Here is a 21,845-nt window from a genome sequence, read left to right on the forward strand (position 1 = left end):
GCGCGGCCGATCAGCGACGAGGTTGACGGAAGGTTTGGTGGGCTCACGTCGCCACCGGCTCCGGGGTGACTTCGGCCGGCTCGCGGGCCCGCCAATTGATGATCGCCAGTGTCATAAAGATCGCGATCCCGATGATGTCCGTCACCGGTAGCCAGAGGCTCCCCAGCGTGATGCCCTGGCCCGGGAAGAGGGCGAAGGCCGACGAGACGAGTAGTCCCGCTCGCATCCACCACGAGAGATTCGTGAAGAGATATCCCGCGATCGCCGCCGCCAACGGGATGACGCCGAGAATCGCCACCAGCGTCGCCGGCACAATGGCGGTCCAGGAAGCAAGCTCGCCGTCGTGTGTCAGCATCAAGAGTGCCGGACGATAGACGAACATGTAAGGCAGCGTGAAACCGACGAGGGCGAAGCGGAACGCGGCGAGTCCGGTCTTCATGATGCTGGCGTTGCCAATAGACGCGGCGGCATAAGCGGCAAGTGCCACGGGAGGCGTCACCATCGACATCATCCCGAAGTAGAAGATGAAAAAGTGAGCCGCGAGAGGCGGAACGCCGCCGAGCTTCGCCAGGACCGGGCCGACGAGCGTCGCCATCAGCAGATAGCAGACCGCCGAGGGGAGTCCCATCCCGAGGACGATCGAGGAGAGCATGATGAGCGCCAGCGCCGCGAAGAGGCTATCCTGAGCCAACGGCAGCACCGCGGCCGGGAGACTCGTCCCGATTCCGGTGAGCGTCACCACGCCGATGATGATGCCGACGCACGCCGCCGCCGCGACCAGTGCGACCCCGGATTTGGCCGACTTGATCAGCGAGACGACTAGTTCGCGTAGCCAAGAGCGTCCCTCGCTCGTGAAGAGGGCCACGACGAAACTCACGCCCAACGCCGAGGCCACCGCCCCGGTAACTCCCAACTTCAGCCAGAAAAAGAGCGGTAGCGAAACCACCAAGCCGATCAGCGAGGGCCAAAGCTGGCGATAACGCTCCATCATCGACAGGACGAGAATGACGCCAAGCGACTGCGTCACCGCCACTGACGGGGTGTTTCCCTTCAGCAGGAAGTAGATCAGCGCCGCCAGGGCGCTGAAGAAGATCACCCCGCTCCAGACGGTGGGCGAGGAGTCCCATTCCGGCTCCTCGTCGGGCGTCGCGCCAGCTTTCAGGGAGTAGAGGTGGACAATGGCGAACAAGGAGAGATAGTAGAGACACGCGGGGATGATCGCGGCCCGGCAGATTTGCAAATAAGTCACCGGCGGGTGGATGACCTCGAGCATCATGTACGCGGCCGCGCCCATGACCGGTGGCACCAGAGCCCCGCCAGAGCCCGCCGCCGCTTCGACCGCCGACGCCACATGCGGCGCGAACCCGACGCGGCGCATCATCGGAATCGTGAACGTCCCGGTGGTGACGGCGTTGGCGACCGCGCTACCCGAGAGCGAGCCCATCAGGGCGCTGCTGGTGACCGCGACCTTCGCGGGAGCGCCGGCGCCGCGTTTGAAGAGCTTGCCGGTGAAACTCAGGATGAAGCCCGTCGCCCCGGTCATCTCGAGCAGGGCCCCGAAGACGACAAAGAGAAAGACGTAGGAGAACATCACGCGTAGCGCGGTGCCGAAGACGCCCTGGCTCTGAAGGAAGGTTTGCCCGACGATGCGTTCCCAACTGTAGCCGCGGTGGGGAAAGAGCCAATCGGGCAGATCGGCGCCGAAGCGGGAGTAGGCGAGAAACGCGATCGCCATGAGCGGCAGCGCCAGCCCAATCGCGCGACGCGTCGCTTCCAGCACGAGGACCAAGCCGATCAAGCCGATGACGAAGTCGATCCCGAGTTCGGCCCCGGCGCGATTACCGAGCGAGACACCTCCGAGCCAGAGCGGTTCGAAGACCTCTTCAGTTTGAACGACGACGTAGAGACAGCAGATGACCACCAGCAGGGAGAGCCCCAAGTCGACGGCTCGGGCGAGCTGGTTATCCTTCCAGCTTTTGATGAGAGGGTTTTCGAGGAAGCAGAGCACGAGCCCGAACATGGCGAAGATGGCTAGGCTCGACTGCGGCTGCAACCGCGGGTAGTTGACCTCGGCGAGAACGAAAAGAGGTAGGACCGTTCCACAACCCAAGGCGAGCCAGCGGCGGGCCGACTCGATCATTCGCATCTCCTCTTCGGTGGTAGGATCGTCTTATCCCATGCAATCACTTGGCGGGCGATCCTGCCCGCCATCACATTCAGGCCAACGCGCGTCCGCGAACGGAGGGCAATGCCGTCCCGGATGGCCGAGACGGCTTCTCGGTGGGAAATAACTGACTCGTCGCTCGCGGTGACCGACGGTTGTCGGGGCCGAGCGTCTACTCGTTCTCAGGTGCTACGTCGGCGGGTTTGGCAATGTTCGTGTCGTCGACCTCGGTCAACTCGGACGACTCGCCCTTCCAGATGCCGATCTCCTTGTAGTAGGCGATCGCCCCGGGATGGAACGGCGTGCCAGTGTAGGTCGCGATATTGTTGGGGTTGATCGACTTGCCCGCGGGATGCTTGGCGGTGACTTCCTCGCGGTTCTCGTAGATCGTCTTGGTGATGTCGTAGATCAGTTCGTCGGGCATCGCCGCGGTGGTGATCAGGTGCATCGAGCCGACGTTGAGTCCCTGATAGGCCTCGTCGTGCTTGGGGTAGGTCCCCGCCGGGACGACCGCTTCCTTGAAGAAGGGATACTCGAGGACCAGTTTCTCGATCGCGGCGGGGCCGAAGGGAATGAAGTTGATGTCCTGGGTGGTGCAGGCTTGGGTGATCGACGCCGTCGGCACCGCTCCGCCGAGAAAGGCCGCTTGTGCCGCGTCGTCGGCGAGCTGTCCCACCGCGTCGGACTGCGTGGCGTGAAGGACCTGAAGGTCATCGTAGCTCACCCCCTCCTGGGCGAGCATCGGCTTCAGGAAGTACTCGAAGCCCGCTCCCGCGGGGCCGAGGATCACGCGCTTGCCCTTCATGTCGGGGATGGTCTTGATGCCGGTCGCGTCGGGAGAGATGAAGAACGCGATGTTTGGCGCCAGGGTCATGACGGTCCGCATCGGGTATTGCTTGTCCCAGCCCTCCTCGCCGCGAACGGCGAAGTAGGTGATCGCGGAGTTGGAAAGCGCCAGGTCGAGTTGCCCCTTGTCGAGTCGGCGAATGTTCTCTTGGGAGCCCTTGGTCGCCTCGCCGGTGACCTTCCAGGTGTTGTCCCCCTTGTTGTCGTTGAGGGTCGCGGCGATGGCGCCTCCGACGGGGAAGAACGCGCCGCCCACTGGGGCCGTTCCGATACTCAGGAACTGACGACCGCCCGCTCCGCCGCCGTTGCCACTACAGCCCGTGGGAAGCAGGAGGGCGACGCCCGCGAACAAGGAGAACCAGAAGCGCGCACGAAGGGAACAGTTGAGGATCATGAGCATTGCCGTTTGTGCGAAAGAAAGTGGCCGACCATCACTTGGCATGTGTCGACCATCATACACGCCTCCGAAAGAATTGCCAACGAGGGATGCTTTCGAGTCCCCGCACCGTTCACCGAGTCTCCCGTACGGTGGGCCTGTGGCCCATGATGGAGTCAAGCGTCGAGCTTGCCGGCCGGGTCGTTCGTGATTCCTTTTGGCAACCGGCAAGGAGTGAAGTAGCCGCGAAGCGGCGGCCGATGAGAGCCTGGCTCGTGAGCGAGAATGGGACTGTTGCGGAAGGTCCGGAGGGAATTGGAAGAAGATGAAGACCCCCTCCTTCTCCCCTTGGACAAGGGGGAGCGGTGAGAGAGATCTCGTTGCCGATCATGGACTCGACGACGCTTGGTAGGAGCGGTCGAGAAGCTCGATGGGATGGCCCATCCAGGGGGCGGCGTGTTCGCCGTCGACCTCTTCCCGAATGCGACGGCCCATGTGCAAGAGGCAACCGGCGTTGGGGATCGCGATCGCGTCGGGTTCGACCGCGAGCAAATGATCGGCCTTGCGCGCCACCAGCCGTTCGGCCATCTCGGCCTCGACCAAGTTGTACGAGCCGGCGGCCCCGCAACAGATCGTCGGTTCCTCGTGAGCGACCAGTTCCAAACCGGGGATCAGCCGAAGTAGCTCCCGCGGTTGCTCGGTGATCTTCTGGGCATGGCAAAGGTGGCACGCGTCGTGATAGGCGACCCGCCAGTTCAGTTCGCCCTTGGGCGCGATCGGCCCGAGGTCCACCAGGAACTCGTGAATGTCGCGAACCTTGCTCGCGAAGAGCTGGAGTCGTTCCTTGGTCGCCGCGTTGACCGGAAGATGTCCGTATTCCTTGAGCATCGCCCCGCAGCCGGCGACGTTGACGATCACCGCGTCGAGCTCTTCGAGCGGGAAGGCGGCCAAATTCGTCTTCGCCCGCTCGATCGCCGGTTCTTCGGCGCCCGCGTGAAAGTGAATCGCTCCGCAGCAGGTCTGGGAACGGGGGATCAGCACATCGCAGCCGTTCTCGCGCAGCACGCGAATCGTCGCCCAATGGACATGATGGAAGACCGCGTCGGCGACGCACCCGGTCGAGAGAGCGACAGTGGCCCTCTTGGGGCCGATCGCGGCGAGCCGTTCGGGCAGTTCGGGGCCGCGAGGTTCCAGGCGCGGCAGCATCCGGTGCATTCGTTGCAACTTGCCGGGGAGAAACCGCACGAGGCCCGAGCGATCGAGGAGTCGGTCGAGCCCGAGCCACTGCATGAGCCTGACCGGCGCCAGCGCCCAACGGGTTCGTGTCGCGTCGGCCAAGATGCCGAACAGGATCCAGCGGTGGAACCAGTCCCGAGACTTTGGCGCCGGCGACTGCTTCTCCATCGCGAGTCGAAACGGCTCGATGATTCGGCCGTACTGAACACCGGACGGACAGGCGGTTTCGCAGGAGCGACAATCGAGGCAAAGGTCGAGGTGCCGCTTGACGTCGTTGTCGAGCGGAAGCCGGCCGTCGGTCACGGCTCGCATCAGGTGAATCCGCCCGCGTGGGCTATCCATCTCCGTCCCGAGTTCCAAGTAGGTGGGACACGAGGACGTGCACAAGCCGCAATGGACGCAGTCGAGAAACCGTTCGTACTCGACGGCGGAGGCTTCCGGCTGGTCGAGGACGGGGAGCGGGAGGCTCGTCGCGGGCGACTCGGGCCCGGAGTGGGGGGCCTGGGCGGCGGTCTCGGACGTCGGGGTCGTCATGGCATCTTTCCAGGATTGAATAGATCGCGTGGGTCCCAGGCTTCTTTCAGTCGTCTCATCAAGGTGACGTCGTCGCGGGGTGATCCCCAGACCAAGTCGCGCGAGCCCCGATCCTCATCGGTCTGAATTAGGACCGCATGACCGCCGAGTTCGACCACTTCCTGACGGACGTCGGCAATCGCGGTCACGCCACCTCCCGAGACGTCGACGTGGGTGATTCCCGTGCCCGCATCGATCAGCATGCCCGTGCCGGGGCGCTTTTCGGGGATCGACGAGCAGATCGTCGCGAGATCGCTCGGCAAGAGGCTCGCCTTGAGCACGTCGGTACGCTCGGGGGCGGCGGGCCAATGGGTGAGCCAGTCGAGCAGGGGGGCGCTCTGTTCGCTCGGCAGGACGCCGACTTGGTCGATGGCGGCGTCGGCCAATTCCCGCCGGAGTTGCTCGGTTTGCCAAGCGACGGCGGCGGAGCTCTCCTCGAACAGGACCACGAGCGACCAAGGGGAGGGTTCGCCCGGCCAGGGCGTCGTGCCGGCACGTCCGGATTCATTGACGAGCGTCGTGGCGACCGGTCGCGTTTGGGTCTGGTGCAGTCGTTCGAGGAGACTCTGAAGTTGGTCGTCGCGCAGCGAGGCCCAGACGCCACCGCGTTGGCCGGGGAGTGGGTGGAGCTTGAGCGTGACTTCCGCGATGATCCCGAGCGTCCCGAGGGCGCCGACGTGGAGTTTCATGAAGTCGTAGCCGGCGACGTTCTTGACGACGCGGCCCCCGCCATGGATGCGTCGACCTTCGGCTCCGACGACGTCGATGCCGATGACGTAGTCGCGCGCGGTGCCGTAGCCTTGTCGCCGAGGCCCGGCGGTGTTGGTCGCCAGGACGCCGCCGAGGGTGGCGCGATCGGCGAAGGGGACGTCGAGGGGAAGGAATTGGCCCTTCTCGGCGAGCACCTCGTTGAGCCGCTTGATGGTGATGCCCGCTTCGAGCGTGATCGTTAGGTCCTCGCTCGGATAGTCGACGATCGTGGCGAGACCGGTGGTGTCGACCAGGTGGGCTCGCTTGGCGATCGCGGGTCCATAGGCGAGCGCGGTGCCGCCGCCCGTGGGGGCGATGGCGTCTTCGCCGGTGTAGAGGTCGGCGACGAGCCCCTTGAGGTCGTCGATCGTCGCGGGGGTCGATTGGCCGACGACGTCGAGGCCCGCGTGGTGGGCGATATCGGTCGATGCGGACATGAAAACGATGGCTCCTGCCTGCTACGTGGCCCGTCGCGTCGCGGGCAGGCTCACTTCGGCGCAATGCCCACCCGAAGGAAGGAGCTTGGCCGGGTTGCAGATGTTGTCGGGGTTGAAGACGGCGCGGGTCCAGCGCATCGCGAGTAGATCGTCGTCGGTGAAGAGGCGATCCATGAACGCGATCTTCTCGACGCCGATGCCGTGCTCGCCGGTGACCGAGCCGCCCAAGCGGATGCACTCGCTCAAGATCTCGTGGCTGGCGTCGACGACGCGCTGGGTTTGCTCGGCATCGCGCTCGTCAAAGAGAAGGATCGGGTGCATGTTGCCGTCGCCGGCGTGGAAGACGTTGGCGATGCGGATGTCGTACTTCGCGCTGATGTCGCTCATGAAGCGGAGCATCTCGGGGATCTTGCTGCGCGGGACGACACCGTCTTGGCAGCAGTAACTAGGGCTCAGCCTACCAATGGCGCCGAAGGCCTTCTTGCGGCACTTCCAGAGGAGCAACCGCTCGCTCTCGTCGCGGGCACGGCGGACGTCGCGGGCGTTGTTGGCGCGGGCGATCTCCTCGATGCGGGCGGCAACTTCGTCGATCCCGGCCTCGAGCCCGTCGGCTTCCATGATGAGGACCGCGCCGGCGTCCAAGGGAAACCCGAACTGGTAGGCTTCCTCGACCGCCTGCAGCATGAGGTGGTCCATCATCTCGAGGGCGGCGGGGACGATCCCGGCGGCGATGATGTCGCTGATCGCGTGGGAGGCGTCGTCGACGGTCTCGAAGATGCCGAGCATCGTTCGCACCGCTTGAGCGTCGCGCGAGAGGCGAACCCAGGCTTTCGTGCAGATGCCGAAGGTCCCCTCGTTGCCGACCGCAAGTCCCGTCAGGTCGTAACCGACCGGGTCGGCGTGGGGGCCGCCGAAGGTGACGACGTTGCCGTCGGGGAGGACCATCTCGACGCCGAGGACGTGGTTGACGGTGACGCCGTACTTGAGGGTGTGGGGGCCGCCGGAGTTGGTGGCGACGTTGCCGCCGATGGTGCAGGCGCCTTGGCTGGAGGGGTCGGGGGCGTAGTGAAACCCGGTTCCCTTGAGCCGCTGGGTGAGCCAAATGTTGACGACACCCGGCTCGACGACCGCGAATTGGTTGCGCAAGTCGATCTCGAGAATCTGATTCATCCGTGTCAGGGCGATCATGACGCCGCCACCGACCGCGACGGTGCCGCCGGCGAGACTGGTGCCCGCGCCGCGCGGCATGAAGGGGACGCCCGCCTCCCGGCAACGATTGACGACGCCGACGACTTGCGCGCGGGTGGAGGGCAGGACGACGATGTCGGGAGTCTGTTTCTCCAGGACGTAGCCATCGCACTCGTAGACGAGGCGGTCGCCCATCGTTGTCAAGACGCCGTCATCACCGACGATCTCGCGAAGACCGTCGAGGAGGGCTTGGTTGGTCTCGATGGGGGTCATGGTTGCCTAAGTCAAAACGGGAGTGAGTGACGTCATCGTCGACGCGGTCGGGGCCGGCATACAGGCGGGCGACATCGGCGGCTGGTCCCATTGTACCGGTTTGCGGGCCGGAGCTGGTGCCCGATCCGAGGTTAATCACCGGTTCTTTCGGGCACCGGTTGGGGAGCGGCCAGCGGCACCCGAAGGTCACTGGGGGAAACGTCGCTTGGGGAACGAAGCGGTTTTCCCTCGCTCAAAATCCAATCCCCTCACCCCAACCCCTCTCCCACGGGGAGAGGGGGATCAAGAGACTGCCTCTCCCACGGGGAGAGGGGGATCAAGAGACTGCCTCTCCCACGGGGAGAGGGGGATCAAGAGACTGCCTCTCCCACGGGGAGAGGGGGATCAAGAGACTGCCTCTCCCACGGGGAGAGGGGGATCAAGAGACTGCCTCTCCCACGGGGAGAGGGGGATCAAGAGACTGCCTCTCCCACGGGGAGAGGGGATCAAGAGACTGCCTCTCCCACGGGGAGAGGGGTTAGGGCTCTAATAGGAAAGGCCGTTCTTGCGAAGGTGGACGTAGGGCTTCGTGTCGCCGAGGGTCGCGCCGCCGTCGAGGGCGATCGAGAAGACCTCGTGATCGCCGCAGTCGATCGAGCCCTCGCGCACGGTGCCGGTCAGGTAGGCCAACGCCTTGGCCAGCACGGGAGCGTCGGAGTCGACAGGCAGGACCTCGACCCCTGCGAAGGCATCCTCGTCAGGGGCGAACCCCTTGCCAAAGTGCGAGAGCATCTCCCGGCAGTCTTCGGGGAGGATGTTGATCGTCGCTTGGACGTTGCCTTCGTGGAACCACTGGGTGACGGGGCGGTCCTTCCCGAGCACGACGGTGACGCAAGGTGGTTCAAAAGATGCTTGCATCACCCAACTGGCGAGCATGCCGGTGGTCTCCTCGCCCCGGCGGGCGGTGAGAATGAACAGTCCGCTGGGAATTCGTCCGAGAGCGCTTGCCAGATCCATCAGTCGTCCACCCTTTCGACCACGTTGAGGCTGCCGTCCACTTTGTCGAGGACGCTGGTGACTTTTCGTTCGAGTCTGCCGCCGGGGCCGTCGCGATCATCGAACTTGATGATACAGAAGATGCGCGAATGGCGCGCTCGCAGGCAGTCGCGGCATTTTTTGACCACTGCCATCACGTCGTCCCACTCTCCTTCGAGAACGGTTCCCATGGCGTGAAGACGGTAGTCGAGCCCGCTGTCGCGAACGATGGCGAGGCACTCGGCGACGTCGTCGCTGACGCTTTCTCCCTTTCCGAGGGGAGAGATGCTGAATTCGAGCAAAAGGCTCATGACACGCCGTGAGCTAGTCTAGAGAATGGGGAGCGGGGCCGATGGCATTCGTCCGTCTAGGCGGAGGCCATCGCACGGGCCTTGGCCTGACGTTCGACAATGCGACCAATCTGAATGCGAGCTTCGACGGCGTCGAGGATCGTTTGCCGCGCCGGTCGGGGATCTTGAATGCCGACCATTCGGAGAACGACTCGACCTTGACTGACAATCTCGAGATCGCCGGTCCGGGTGAATTCGAGTTCGTTGGCGAGGCGGATTTCCTCGATTTCCTCGAGGGGAACCGACTGAACGGTACGGCGCTGAATGCCGCGATCGACGCGCAATCGGCGGTTGGTCAGGGTGTAGCGAATGCAGGAGAAGACATTGAGCCCCTTGAGCAGGTAGGCGGGGACGTAGATCAGCAGTCCCAGCCCCAGCGGCAAGGCGTTCGCCACCGAGTTGGCGGCGTTGCTCTCGCCGAGCGTGGCCCAGTAAGCGGTAATCGTACGCTCGGGGCCGAAGGGGGTCGGTGAAGGTGTCTCGGACGCTGTGGTCTCGTCGGCCATGGTTGCAGTTCTCGTGGGGGGAATCGATGGCTCACCGGAAATCACGATATGGGGCCGAGAAGCGACGGTCAACGATCGATTGTCGGGGCGGGAACAACCTTCAAGGAACTTGCAGGAAAAATTGCCCGCTCGCGGCGCATCAGCTAGAGTGGATCGGAACGATGTGGAAAGGACGCATGGTCGATGGCCCCAATTAACGGCACCGTGTTGATTGCCGACGACGAGGACCAGATTCGGAATCTCTGCGTCTCCTTCCTCCAACGATTCGGCTACGAGACCATCAGTGCTCGAAACGGCGTCGAGGCGCTCGAACTCGCCTCGGACCGCGTCCCGGACATTGTGCTCATCGACGTGATGATGCCGCGCATGACCGGTTTGGAAGTTTGCCGGGAACTCAAGGCACGCCACTCGACCCAGCACCTACCGGTGGTGCTGATGACGGGGATGGACCAACCGGAAGACGTCGTCAACGGCCTTCAGTCGGGCGCCGATGACTACGTTTGCAAGCCGCTGCGTCTGCCCGAACTGCATTTGCGGCTGTCGAATCTGATCCGTCGCAAACAGATGTTCGACATGCTCCACGACCACAACGAGGAGATGATCGAGACGCTCGGCAGTCAGAGCCGGACGCTGACCGAACTCTTCACCCTTTCGCTGCAGATGAACAAGTCCCAGCACTTGGATGAACTCCTCTCGGTGCTCACCAACAGTCTCTCGCGGATGATGGATTGCCGCCGCGTCTCGGTGCTGATGTTCAATCGTTCGATCCGTCGCTGGAACATCGTCGCCAGTCTCGGAATTCCCCAAGACGTCGCGACCCAGATTTCTCTCTCCGAGGATAGCCCGATCTTGCGTGACATGAGCGCCGGGGGACAGCCGGCGATCATCGATCCGACCAACGCGATGGCGGTGGAACTCTACGGGGCCAACGGGGCGATGGCATTTTCCGAATTGCCGGTGATGTTGGTGCCGCTCTCATTCTCCAATGAGTTGTTGGGGGTGATCACGCTGACCGATCGGACCTGGGCCGAGCCCGGTCACTTTGCTCCGACCGATATCACGGTGCTGACCTACGTCGCCCAAGTGGCGGGAATCGCGATTAAGAACCGGCTGCGGCAGGAGCAGATCCGCGAGACCCAGGATGTGACGATCTTCGCGTTGGCCCGACTGGCCGAATCGCGGGATGAACTGACCGGGAACCATCTTCGCCGCGTCCAGACCTATTGTCGTCGCCTCGCCGAATCGCTCCGGCTCTCGGGCCACCATCAGAAGGCTCTCGTTCCCGAATTCATCAGCGAACTGTGGCGGGCGGCGCCGATGCACGATATCGGCAAGGTCGGGATCTCGGACAATATCTTGCTCAAGCCGGGACGTCTGACGCCGGAAGAACGCAAGGAAATGGAGCAGCATACCGTCATCGGTGGGCAAACCCTCGAGGCGGCCGAATCGCTGCTGCACCACGACTCATTCCTGTCGATGGCCAAGGATATCTGCTACTTCCATCACGAGAAATGGGATGGTTCGGGCTATCCCTTCGGGTATTCGGGAGAGGAGATTCCACTTTCGGCCCGAATCACCGCGTGCGCCGACGTTTACGACGCGTTGACGAGCGCTCGTCCCTACAAGCCGGCATTCTCCCACGAGCGCGCCGTCGGCATCATCGCCGAGGGGCGCGGCACCCACTTCGACCCGACAATTTGCGATGTCTTCTTGACACTGGCCGACGAGTTCAACAAGATTCGGCTCGAACTGCAGGACAACGACGTGAACGCGCAGGCGGTCGAGACGACTTTCGCCCAGTGACGCGAACGACGAGTCGGTCGCTCCAAGAGAGGCGATCGTCCCGCGATCGCTTGCAAGAGTCTCCAGCAAAGCTTCACCTCCCGATCGTCGGCCGTCGTTGGCCGGGGACACCGATGCAGCCTCCTCCCGATGCGAATGTGAATCGATGTGTGGCTTTGTCGGCCAACTGAGCCTCTCCCCCGATGTCGAACGTCGACGCCTCTATCACTTGAACAACGCGCTGCTGCATCGTGGACCCGATGATAGCGGCATCGTCATCGCGCCGAGCAAGACGTGGGGACTGGCGCATCGTCGCCTCGCCGTCGTCGATCCCGAGTGCGGCACGCAACCGATGATCGACCGCGAGCGTGGGCTCACCCTCGTCTACAACGGCGAGATCTACGACGACGAACGCTTGCGCCGAGAACTGAGCGCCGAAGGGTACGTCTTCCGAACCCGTTCGGACACGGAGGTCCTGCTGGCGCTCTACGCGCTACGCGGACTCGACATGTTCAAGGACCTGCGCGGCGAGTTCTCCTTCGCCCTGATCGACGAACGGGCCAACGAGGCGATCCTGGTCCGCGATCGCATGGGACTCAAACCTCTCTTTTTCACCCGTTTCGGGGACACGCTCCTCTTCGGGTCGGAGATCAAGGCCCTCTTTCGCGACGAACGGGTCGAACGCCGCATCGACCCTCAAGGGCTCATCGGCGCGATCGTCGTCGCCGACGTTCCGGGCGAGACCTGCTTCGCCGGCATCCATCAAGTCAAGCATGCCCATTTCATGCGGGTCAAGCTCGACACGCTCGAGATGACCCAACGCCGCTACTGGGACGCGATCGGCAATGCCCGTACCGACATTCCGGCCGATCCGCGCGAACAGACCGAAGCGGTGAAAGCGGAGGTCAACCGAGCGCTGCAACTGCGGCTCCGGGCCGACGTCCCCGTCGGGTCCTACCTCAGCGGCGGCATCGATTCCTCGATCATCTCCGCCGCGGCGGCGTGCCACTTGGACGAGGTCGACTGCTTCTCGCTCGCCTTCGAGGAATCGCGACGCCACGACGAGTTCCCCTTCGCCCAACAAGTCGCCGCGCGATATCCGAACATCCGTCTCCACCGCATTCCGGTCACCTACGCCGATACCATTCGCAAGCTACCGGAGACCGTTTGGCATCTCGAACGGCCTTTCGGCAATCTCCACAGTGTCGCGAAGATCATGCAGTCGCAGTACGCCCGCGACCACGTCGTCTGCGTCCTAACCGGCGACGGCGGCGATGAGAGCTTTTGCGGCTACAGCACGTTCTGGCTTCAAAACGCGCTGCAAAAGGTCAACTACTCGCTCCCCGCGATCCGCGACGAACTCAACTCGATGCAGCGGGAAGCCAAGGGGATCGGCGGCAACCGTTTCTATCTCAGCGGCGGACTGGCGCGGCGGATTGGCCCCGATTCGCAGTTCATGGTCGACAAGCTCGGCTTTCGTCCGACCGACTTGGCGCGGGCTCTCGATGGGGAGCTTCGTATCCGCGGACTGATGAACCCCGAGTTCGTCGCCAAGACCGATCAGCTCGCGGTCGAACGACAAGTCGACTGGCTGTCGGAGTCGATGCCGCCGGCGAACGAGTGGCCGCACATGGTATTGCTCCAGTACATCCACCTCAACAGTATCGTGCCCGAGTACATCGCGACGATCGCCGACCGGGCGGAGTTCGCCGGCTCGGTCGAAGCGCGTCCGCCGCTCTTCGATCACGTCGTCGTCGAGTTGGCGATGGGACTACCACCCGAGGCGAAGATGAAGGGCGATCGGGAAAAGCACATCCTCCGCGACGCCTTCGCCGACATCGTTCCCAGTGATGTGGTCGAGCGCCGCAAGCAAGCGTTCCTAGCGCCGCCGGCTCCGTTCAAAGGGGTCGAGGGGCAGGCGTTGCTCCAGCGTTATCTCAGTCGCGAAGCGATTCGCGACGCGGGTATCTGGAACCCGACAAAGATCGCGGCGATCGCGGCCCTTCGTAGGGTGATGCCGCGCAACCGCTTGATCAACTTGGTGCTCACGATCGTCCTGACCGCCCAGATCTTGCACGACGAGATGATCAACCAGAGCCGTTGGTGGCGTTAGCATCCCCAAGTCGGGAGGCCCCGTGGCCCACCGGCTCACTTCTCCGAGCGTCGAACGAAGACCCCGGTGGTGGAAGAGAAGACCCTCTCTACCTCCCCCTTGGGCAACGGCGAGCAAAGGGTCTCCCCTTTTCGGGTACCCCCGGTTGCTTCGCTACCGGGGCCGACGCAGTCGGCTGGAAGTCTCATAGCAACGGCGGTCAACGAGCGGTGACGGCCCCGAAGGAGAACCGCTGCCGAAGACTCAGCCTCGACAGCAAGCGATCCTCGGACCAAGACCTCCAGCGGCTTCGCCGCACCGGTAGCACAGCAACCGGTGCTCCCCGTGGGAAGACAGGGAAGAGGAAGAGACCCCCTCTATCTCTCCCTTTTCGGGTACCCCCGGTTGCTTCGCTACCGGGGCCGACGCAGTCGGCTGGAAGTCTCAAAGCAACGGCGGTCAACGAGCGGTGACGGCCCCGAAGGAGAACCGCTGCCGAAGACTCAGCCTCGACAGCAAGCGATCCTCGGACCAAGACTTCCAGCGGCTTCGCCGCACCGGTAGCACAGCAACCGGTGCTCCCCCTGGGAAGGCTGGAAGTCTCAAAGCAACGGTGGTCAACGAGCGGTGACGGCCCCGAAGGAGAACCGCTGGCGAAAACTCAGCCTCGACAGCAAGCGATCCTCGGACCAAGACCTCCAGCGGCTTCGCCGCACCGGTAGCACAGCAACCGGTGCTCCCCCTGGGAAGACTGGAAGTCTCAAAGCAATGGCGGTCAACGAGCGGTGACGGCCCCGAAGGAGAACCGCAGCCGAAGACTCAGCCTCGACAGCAAGCGATCCTCGGACCAAGACCTCCAGCGGCTTCGCCGCACCGGTAGCACAGCAACCGGTGCTCCCCCTGGGAAGACAGGGAAGAGACCGCCTCCAACTCCCAAGCCAAGCCCGCCAAGGTGGCTTGGCGCCCCGGTCTCGACAAGTGGGAGCTGAGAGAGCCCGCCGTCACGGGCTGCTCACTCACTCCTCGACAATGCGAATGATCTGGCTGGCGCCGTTGCCGCGGACCGAGGGGGCGTACATGCACTCGGCCGAGGAGGGCAGGGCGTGGAAGACGCCGGGAATCTCCGCCCGGAGTCGGTAGTTGATCGTGTGCTCGCCTTGATTGAGGTAGGTCGCGAAAAAGACGACCCTCTCGTCGCGGAACTCGCGGTGGGCGCCGAGCCCCTTGCCCCACGACCACCCCGAAACAAGCTCCGTCGGCTCGCAGCCGGCCGGCTTGGGATCGGTGAACATCAGGTACTCGAAGTTGTTTTTCGCATCGATCTGGAGATTGACATCGATCAGGTCGCCGCTGGCGAGACGATCTCCCTCCTCGAGCGGGGAGCGATCGTACTGCACCTCGCGATAGGTCTCCTCGACCCACGCCCGCTTCTGGTTGTTGTAGACTCGGCGCGTCTTCTCGACTTCACGCGGCGTCAGCTTCTCGTAGCGGCGCCGGACGTGGATCTCGTTGCCCGCCGGCTCGATCTGTTCCTCCTTCGTGAAGAAAGTGGCGAAGGTGGTCCAGTAGCAGTTGCCCCGGCCGGCGCGGCGAATCGTGATCCGCTTCTCCCCCGTCCCCAACGCGTTCGCGGCGAGCGTGATTTTTCCGTCGAAGGTGAAGAGGTTCTCGCGGGTGACATGAAGTCGTCGCTGTTCGACGCCGTCGACGGCGACGGTCAGTTCGAGGTCGGGGTCGAGTTCGCCCGTCTGCTGGAGGTACTGGGCCATCGCCACCGAGATGAGCGCCGTGTCCTTGGTGTTAAACCAGCGCGTGCCGCGCCGCTGCCGGAGGAGCCAGCTCACCGATTCGGGGATGAGCGGGCTGTCGGGACGGATCGCCAAGAGGGCCCGTAGGCTGAAACTCGTCGACTCGGTGCCACCCTGGTACCAGTAGTAGTAGCCACGCGGCTTGCCCCAGTAGGCGAGCCCTGATTGCCGATCGCGCTGGGCGCGGTCGACGATGTTGTCCGCGACGATCGCCGCTTCCTTGTCGCGTCCGGCTTGCTTGAGGGTGAGGGCGAGCAGCGCTCGGGCATAGTCGCTCAAGTCGTCGCGCCCCTCGTAGACCCTCTCGAGTTGGTTGGCGATGCGTGGATCGCGCAGGGTCGCCGGAGCGGCCATCCCCATCGCGTAGAGCATGTAGGCCCGTAGCGAGGTGTCCTCTCCCTGCTGCCAGGGGTAGCGGGTGACTCGGTCGCCACTGGTCAGCCCCAGTTCGAGGAAGAGGACGCCGCGATCGATCATGGCCTCGGGGAGCGTCACGTCGCAATCGCGAGCAACCTGAAGACCCGAGACGACGTATGCCGTCAGGTAGGGGTTCGATTGGTCGTTCTTCCACCAGCCCCAACCGCCGTCGGCGTGTTGGAAGGACTGGAGCCGATCGACACCCGCCTTGACAATCGTCGCGAGTTTGGCTGGATCGTAGACCGGATCCTTCTTGAACTGTTGGAGTCGCTTCTTGATCACCGGGTCGGTGGCGGGCATTTTTCGCAGATCGGATAGGTTGATTCCCAGTTCCTGGAGGGTGTGCGCCGTCAGGGCCGCGGGAAGGAAACGGCTCATCGTCTGCTCGGTGCAGCCGTAGGGATACTCGATCAGGTAGGGAAGCGACTCGAGCATGACCCCCGCGATCGTCGGCGTGACGTCGATCGTCAACTCTTGCGAGCCCTCTCGCAGCGCGTCGGGGATCGTGAGCGTGACGGTGGTCGATTCGGGACTATCGGGCCGGCCGAAGAGGATGCCACTCTCGGCGAGCAGCTTTTCTGCCCCGTACTCGAGGACCGGATACTCCTTGCGCATCGCGTCCGACTCGGTGTCGGTCAGGGCCTTGGCCAGCAGTGATACCTCACCCGGCTTGAGCGCCTTGGCGAGGAATTCCACTCGCCGTTCGCCGCCCGCGGGAACGAGGATGTCGAGATGACGCGACGCCGATGGGGGGCCGCTACGTGGATCGATGCCCTCGGCGCGAAGGGCGGTCAGGACGAGTTCGGGGCCGGCCTCGAGCGCGACGCGAACCTCCTTGTCCACCTCGAGGTAGTTGTGGGCGATCGCCGAGAGCCAGACCTCGTCCTTCTCGACGAAGAAGCGCGGGGCTTCGAGTCGGACGATGACGTTCTTGCGGGTGATCACCTCATGACGCACCTCGCCGACTTGCGTCTTGGCGTTGACGGCGATCGCGGTGAGGCTCCAGGTCGTGAGCGAATCGGGGAACCGAATCCGCGCCGTCGCCTTGCCGTCGGCACTGGTCTTGAGGTCGGCTGCCCAGTAGGCGGTGTCGGGGAACTCACTGCGGACGGTCGTCTCGGCGAAGCTCCCCGCAGCCTTCTTTTGCATTGCCCGCTTGCTGGCCATGGGGGCCGCGTCGGCGATTTCCATGGACTCGGCCATGGGGGCTTGCGCGAGTCCCACCGCGTTCGCCCCGCCGCGGGCGAACCGGGCGCCGTACTGGCGTGTTTGCCCCCGCATGTTCTGCTGGATCGCATAGGAGGTGGAGGTACCGACCCGCATCGGGCGGTAGCGGCCGTAGAAGAATTTGCGGATGTCGCCCCGTGTCTCCGGCTGGATGTAGAAGATGCTGGCGTCGACGGCACCGAGGGAGAACTCCGCGCTGACCGGCTTACCCTCGTGGTCGGTCACCTCGACTTCGACGTCGGCTTCCTCGCGCGGCTGGAAGGTTTTCTTCGACGCCTTGATGGTGACGGTCAGGAACTCCTCCACGGGCGGGACCTGAAGTTGCTCTTCGGCCTGGTGGACCTTGTCCTCGTGCAAGAGGGCGGCCTTGAGGGTGATGTTCGGCTGAAAGGCCTTCGTGATGGGAATGGCGAGCGTTGCCGAACCGTCACGCAGCGAGACCGACGCGGCGTAGTAGAGATCGTCGGCCTCGGCGGTGACCAGCACGCGAGCATCTCCCGCCTTGGAGTTGATCAAGACATTGAGCGTCTCACCGGCGGTCAGCGTGTCGCGATCGAGGATCAACTCGAGATCGCGGTTGGCCAGGTGGGCGAGTTCCCCCGTTCCCTTCGCGACCCAGACGTAGGTCTTCCCGGTGATCGTGCCGCCCCAGGGATCGTTGGTGGTCACGGTGACACGATAGTACCCCTTGCGATCGGCATCGAAGGCGAACTCCCCGTCGCCCGATTTGTCGACGTGGATCTCCTGCTTGCCGATCGGCTCGACCGTCTCCTCCTGGGTGATCTTGCCCGAGGAGTCGCGCTCTTCCCGCCTGGTGACGAAGTCGATTGACGCGGTGCCGTCGAAGGCCACCGGCTGGCCGTTGGGGCTGCGCGCTTTGATGGCGACGCGGACGCGATCATCCGGTTGATAGAGACGTTTCCGGGGCTGTAGGGAGACGGAAAAAGCGGTGTGGGTGACGTTGAGACTCGCCGAGCCCGCAATCTCTCGGCGGCTCTGGTCGACCATTTTCGCGTCGATCTTGTAGCGGACGTCCTGATCGGGCGTTTGCGGGAAGGGAGCGGTGTCGATCGAAAGCTGGGCGTTGCCGGATTCGTCGGTCGTCAACGTCCCCCGTGTCACCAGATCGGTGCGGCTTGGGTACCAGATCATCGCCCGATCGGTGAGTCCGCCCCCGAAGCGTGAGCGAGTGCCATGGAGGTCATTGTAGAACCAGCCGAAGGGCCTTGGCCAAAACGGGTAGGGCCGCGACGTCTCGCGCGTGACGGTGTATTCGACCTTGGCGTTGGGGACGGGACCGCCGAAATAGTACTCGCCGTGGATCGTCGCTTCGAGCGGTTCGCCGAGCTTCAAGTAGGGCTTGGCGGGGGTGACGGTGACTTCGAATTCGGGCTTCTTGTACTCCTCGACCCGAAAGGTCGCTCCCGGCCCGAGTTCGACCGGCGAACCGTCGGGAAAGGTGACTTGAAAGCGGTACGGCCCGAGGGGCGGTTCGACGTCGAGCGTAAACTCGCCGTTGATCGTACCGTCGGCATCGGCGCGAAGGTTCTTCTCGTAGACCGCGTTGCCGCGCGGATCGTGGATCTTCACGTGAACGCCGATGTTTCCAGGCGTCGAGTAGACTCCTTCCTTGATCCGCCGGATGACTTGCTTGAAGCGAACGGTTTGCTCGGGTCGATAGACGGGACGGTCGGTGTAGACGTAGGACCGCATTGTCGGGGAGGTGTACCATCCCCACCACGTGGCGGCGTTGCCCCCCGCGAGGGCGTAGTCCTTCCCACGCCGGGCGACGGCAGTCACCATCCAGCCCCGATCGCGCCGCGAGTCGGGCAGTTTCACCTCGAGCAGCCCGGTCTCCGGAACCGAACGCTCGAGCACGACCGGCTTGAGATTGAGATTCTGGCGATGACGCCAAGGGTCGCTCCGCAGCACGACGTCCGTCCCCTTTAGCGGCTCTCCCGTCTTCACATCGACGGCGAAGACTTCCCCTTTCTCCTGGCCGAGTTTAAGCACCATCCCGAGGCGACTGACGATCGCGAGAATGCGGGCGGTGGTCTCCTTGCCGGCGGGGTTGGTGCCCCGCGCGACGATTAGGTACGCGTCGCTTTCGGTGAGCGGAATCGAAGCGGGCTGCTCTGAACGTAGGAATTGGTGCGTTCCCTCATCGCCCGTCGGCAGCGACCAGCGGGCCGCGGGTTCCCCTTTGGGCATCGGCAACGATGGGGAGTCGAGATCGAGTGGACCGCGTTTGGCCAGCGCCAGCAAGTCGATCGGATAGGCGGTGAGCTCGACGGTCGCGACGTTGCGGACGTTCCATGTGAAGGTCGGCTTCTCGCCCGGCGGGACGACGCCGGTCAGTTGCAGTCCGATGCTCGGGTCGGTGATGCGCGCGATCGACTCCTTCGCTCCTTGGGCTTGGCGTGAGCGAGGGTAGCGTTCGAGCAGATCGCGATAGCTGCCCAGGGCCGCGACGTACTCATTCTGACGTCCTTCCTGGATCTGGGCGATTTCAAAGAGCGCCCCCGGCGATTGGGCGTGGCGCGGGTAGTTGTTGACGATTTGACGGAGAAAGCCGATGGCGAGTTCGAATGGTTTCTTCAGGTCGCCGACCTTGATCGGGATCGCGGTTCGCCAAGCCGGCTCGGGAAGTCGATCGAGGTTCCAGGCGTTGTTGACGACCAGGCGAGCCTTGCTCGAAAGCGCCCGGATCCGGTCGTCGGCCGTCGACCCATCGAGCGCGAGGATCCGGTCATAGGTCGCCAGCGCGTTGGCGAGTCGGTAGCCGATCGAGAGTTGGCGGCCCGAGGGAAGATTGGAGACCAGGGGAATCGGCTGATGGAGACGGCGCCCGAGATAGTCGGCCAGGGCGAAGAGGAGGTCGACTTGAGGGCGAACTTCTCCCGCGTTGGCGTGGAGCTTGACCGCTCGATCGATGCTCTTGGTGACGACGTCGATACTGGCGTTGAGTTGGAGATCGCAGTGAGCGATGGCGCTGGCGACATCGGGCCGCTGGAGCGAAGCGGGCTCGAGTTTGGTGAGTTCCTCAAGCGTCGCCCTGCCCTCGGCATACTTGCGCAGCGCGACCTGGGAGAGCCCGATCAAGCGACGCATCGTGCTCGCGTCGGCGCCCTTGGGGGCTTGGCTCAAGTAGGCTTGGGCCGAGGAGATGGCGCGATGGTACGACTTGACGCGAAAGGCCTCGTTTGCCTGCGAGGAGAGTTCCTCCGGCGACGCCCCCTCCAAAAGCCCCTGGCCCGCGAACCCAAGAACGGCCAATCCCAGAAGACTAGCGACGATTCCGCGCTGCATCGGAAACTCTCCCTTATTGCGATCGGACATGCGGTCTGGATGTGGTTTCCCCCCGAGGTGGCCCTGAGGCCACTATAGGGGCAACGGTCGACGGGCTGGTTTCTTAGTCCCCGCGCTGTGAGAAGATCTCGTGAAGCGGCGGACACGTCGCCCGGCTACGTCCCCTCGAAGAGCGACCGCAGTCCCCAGAGTCCTTGCCCTGGGTTGGAAATGTAGAAGATCTCCTCGCCGTCGGGAAGCTGGTTGATGCCGTCGGTGAGGGTCTCGGGATTGTACCGTTCCGCCATCGTCGCCAGGTCGGCGTAGGCGAAGTTGACGCCTTCGATTTCTTCCTGGGAAAGGTGGCCGGGACAGTAGGTGATCTTGAACCGATCCTCGGACGACCCGTGCATCAGATGGGCTGCGGCCGAGAGGTTCTGGGCAAGCTCGGGGTTCTCGGCGACGTTCGCGAGCGTCTTGGGAATGCCGCGGTAGCCGTATTTACGGATGAGCCGGTCGATCTCGGGATCTTCGCCGAACTCGCGGACGCCGGGAGCGAGAACGATCAGCTCGCCGTCGTCGGCGATCGCCATGCGGGTGCGATAGACCGCCTTGTTGCCGAGCCAGGTCGATTTGAACTCTTCGGGCTCGAGGTAAACGACCACTTTGGGCAACGGCTCGTCGAGGAGATTCAAGTTGGCCTGCTGACAGAGTTTCGCCCCACGGTAGAAGCACTCGGTGTCGTTGCCGGCATAGAGTCCACGGGTGACGAGCCCCGCCTCGCTGTCGCGGCCGCGAACGGTGAGCAGGTACGTGATCGGGAGTTCGTCGGCAAAGTGTTCGGAGGCATATTCGAAGACGGCGCGGACCGGGTTGGCCGCCCGCCCCATGATCGACTCCATCCCGACGACGGCGCCGAGATAGTGGGTCTTGTTGATGGTGTCGGCGCCGCCAACGCCGACGAAGACGTTCTTGGCATGGTTGGCGATGCCGATGACTTCGTGGGGGACGAGCTGGCCGACCGAGAGAATCGCGTCCCAGTCGCCCTCGACCAAGAGCGGGTTGACCTCAATGTTGATGGGATAGTCGAGTCGCCCTCCCGAGAGTTCGTGGATCTTCTCGCCCGGGACGACGCCGAGTCGAGCCAGCCCGTGGCGCCAGTCATGGTCGCGGAAACGGTCGCGGGGGATTCCCGAGTACATCTTCTCGATTTCACTATCGGACATCGGGAAGTGCGTGCCAATGGTCGGCATGATCTCGACGTGGGCGCCGCTGTCGAGGCTTTGGTAGAGCAGTTGGGTCAGCTTCCCCGCCCAGGAGTGATAGCGGGTGATGTCGGGAGGGAGGATCAAGACGCGATTGAGCGGACCGAGTTGGGCCAACATTTCGTCAATGAGTCGACGGGCTTTCGCCTCGTCGATGATGGTGGTCTCGGAACCCTCCGCGATGTACTCGGCCATGGAACTCCTCGGATGAACAACGTCAGCGGAACGGGGGATACGTGTTCCGGTCTAGGGA

At 63.8% G+C, this 21,845-nt stretch carries 12 protein-coding genes; 2 read left to right on the plus strand and 10 right to left on the minus strand.

Annotated features, from left to right (window positions below):
- Nucleotides 1-43: 43 nt before the first annotated feature.
- From Pan216_RS04400 to Pan216_RS04435, 8 genes are all read right to left on the minus strand, one after another.
- Nucleotides 44-2,140, minus strand: coding sequence for a TRAP transporter permease (locus Pan216_RS04400; RefSeq protein ID WP_419193253.1), 2,097 nt, complete (start codon nt 2,138-2,140; stop codon nt 44-46).
- A 196-nt stretch (nt 2,141-2,336) separates the two neighbouring features.
- Nucleotides 2,337-3,404, minus strand: coding sequence for a TAXI family TRAP transporter solute-binding subunit (locus tag Pan216_RS04405; protein WP_419193254.1), 1,068 nt, complete (start codon nt 3,402-3,404; stop codon nt 2,337-2,339).
- Between the two features lie 369 nt (nt 3,405-3,773).
- Nucleotides 3,774-5,156: a (Fe-S)-binding protein gene (locus tag Pan216_RS04410; protein ID WP_145255367.1), complete on the minus strand. Its 1,383-nt coding sequence runs from the start codon at nt 5,154-5,156 to the stop codon at nt 3,774-3,776.
- Nucleotides 5,153-6,382 (minus strand): FAD-binding oxidoreductase, encoded by a 1,230-nt coding sequence (locus Pan216_RS04415; RefSeq protein ID WP_145263616.1) that lies wholly within the window; start codon nt 6,380-6,382, stop codon nt 5,153-5,155. The genes Pan216_RS04410 and Pan216_RS04415 overlap by 4 nt, the downstream gene beginning before the upstream one ends.
- A 21-nt stretch (nt 6,383-6,403) precedes the next feature.
- Complete coding sequence (locus Pan216_RS04420; protein ID WP_145255370.1) at nt 6,404-7,843, minus strand: FAD-linked oxidase C-terminal domain-containing protein; 1,440 nt, start codon at nt 7,841-7,843, stop codon at nt 6,404-6,406.
- 525 nt (nt 7,844-8,368) lie between these two features.
- The gene (locus Pan216_RS04425) at nt 8,369-8,839 is read right to left on the minus strand and encodes a flavin reductase family protein (protein ID WP_145255373.1); all 471 of its coding nucleotides are present in this window, start codon (nt 8,837-8,839) and stop codon (nt 8,369-8,371) included.
- The gene (locus Pan216_RS04430) at nt 8,839-9,168 is read right to left on the minus strand and encodes an MTH1187 family thiamine-binding protein (protein WP_145255375.1); all 330 of its coding nucleotides are present in this window, start codon (nt 9,166-9,168) and stop codon (nt 8,839-8,841) included. Before Pan216_RS04430 ends, Pan216_RS04425 begins: the two co-directional genes overlap by 1 nt.
- Before the next feature lie 56 nt (nt 9,169-9,224).
- Nucleotides 9,225-9,713: a PH domain-containing protein gene (locus tag Pan216_RS04435; RefSeq protein WP_145255378.1), complete on the minus strand. Its 489-nt coding sequence runs from the start codon at nt 9,711-9,713 to the stop codon at nt 9,225-9,227.
- A gap of 183 nt (nt 9,714-9,896) precedes the next feature.
- Between Pan216_RS04435 and Pan216_RS04440 the strand changes: the two genes are divergently transcribed.
- Nucleotides 9,897-11,516: an HD domain-containing phosphohydrolase gene (locus Pan216_RS04440; RefSeq protein WP_145255381.1), complete on the plus strand. Its 1,620-nt coding sequence runs from the start codon at nt 9,897-9,899 to the stop codon at nt 11,514-11,516.
- Between the two features lie 145 nt (nt 11,517-11,661).
- Complete coding sequence (gene asnB, locus Pan216_RS04445) at nt 11,662-13,608, plus strand: asparagine synthase (glutamine-hydrolyzing) (RefSeq protein WP_145255384.1); 1,947 nt, start codon at nt 11,662-11,664, stop codon at nt 13,606-13,608.
- 995 nt (nt 13,609-14,603) lie between these two features.
- Here the strand turns inward: asnB and Pan216_RS04450 are convergent.
- Together Pan216_RS04450 and Pan216_RS04455 are read right to left on the minus strand one after the other, a co-directional pair.
- Nucleotides 14,604-20,348 (minus strand): alpha-2-macroglobulin family protein, encoded by a 5,745-nt coding sequence (locus tag Pan216_RS04450; RefSeq protein WP_419193255.1) that lies wholly within the window; start codon nt 20,346-20,348, stop codon nt 14,604-14,606.
- A gap of 155 nt (nt 20,349-20,503) precedes the next feature.
- Nucleotides 20,504-21,787 carry a nickel-dependent putative hexonate epimerase gene (locus Pan216_RS04455; RefSeq protein ID WP_145255391.1) on the minus strand — a complete coding sequence of 428 codons (1,284 nt, stop codon included), beginning with the start codon at nt 21,785-21,787 and terminating at the stop codon, nt 20,504-20,506.
- Between the last annotated feature and the right edge of the window lie 58 nt (nt 21,788-21,845).

The organism is Kolteria novifilia, assembly GCA_007748055.1.
Lineage (GTDB): Bacteria > Planctomycetota > Planctomycetia > Kolteriales > Kolteriaceae > Kolteria > Kolteria novifilia.